Here is a 932-nt window from a genome sequence, read left to right on the forward strand (position 1 = left end):
CGTCATCGGCGACCAGGCGGATGGTCGGCGCGGTGATGACCACTTCGCCTTCGACGGCCGAGACGTGCAGGTTTTTCTGGGCATTGAGGGCGATGTCGTCTTCCTGCGCTTGCACCAGCACCTTGCCGCGGTTGGCGATGGCGCTGATGCCTGCATCCTGAGCGAAGGCCGACAGCCCTTTGCCTGCTTGCAGGTGCATGGCCGCGCCGCTGGTCAATTGCAGGTTGTCCTGCGCAGTGGTGTCGTGATTTTCACTAGGTGCATGGCCGCGCCGCTGGTCAATTGCAGGTTGTCCTGCGCAGTGGTGTCGTGATTTTCACCCGCATAGTGAACCTGCGAGCGTGGTGTGGCGCTGGCGATGCCGGCGGCAGCGGTCATGGCCAGTACCGGGTCGCCCAGGCCGTTATTGTCCGGCGCGGGCCATTGATTCAGCGACTGGCGCAATGCTTCGATGCCTTGAACATCCACGGCCTGACCGCCGCGCGTGGCAGCGGTTTCGCCGAGGGATTTGAACAACTCGCCGCACTCGGCCAGCAGTTTGAGCAGCTCTGGCAGCGGTTTCGCCGAGGGATTTGAACAACTCGCCGCACTCGGCCAGCAGTTTGAGCAGCTCTTCGCGATCCAGTTGCGAGCCTTTTGCGTCGGTACGCGCATAGGTGGTGAGTAACATGCCCTGCGCGGCACGCAGGGCGATGGCGGCATCGGTGCGCAGTTCTGCACCGTTGCCGCGTGGCTGGGCGGTGCCGTCAGTACGCGGGTCGGTCAGTTTGCCCAGGTTGAGGGCTGTGGCCTGATGGGTTGTGCCCATGCGCGCTCGCAGTGAGCCTGGCGTGTCATCGAACAGCAATTCGTTGAAGCCGCTGCCTTTATGTTCCTGGGTGCGGATCCCCGACAGCGTGCGGTTGCCCGGCAGCCCCGAGGCCTTGCTGAAG

The 932-nt window shown here is 63.8% G+C and carries 1 pseudogene; it reads right to left on the reverse strand.

Features of this window, described 5'->3' with window-relative positions:
• Positions 1 to 932: pseudogene (locus tag AO068_RS26050) on the reverse strand (type VI secretion system Vgr family protein); the annotation flags it as partial.

The organism is Pseudomonas sp. ICMP 3272 (genome assembly GCF_001466905.1).
In the GTDB taxonomy this organism is placed as follows: domain Bacteria; phylum Pseudomonadota; class Gammaproteobacteria; order Pseudomonadales; family Pseudomonadaceae; genus Aquipseudomonas; species Aquipseudomonas amygdali.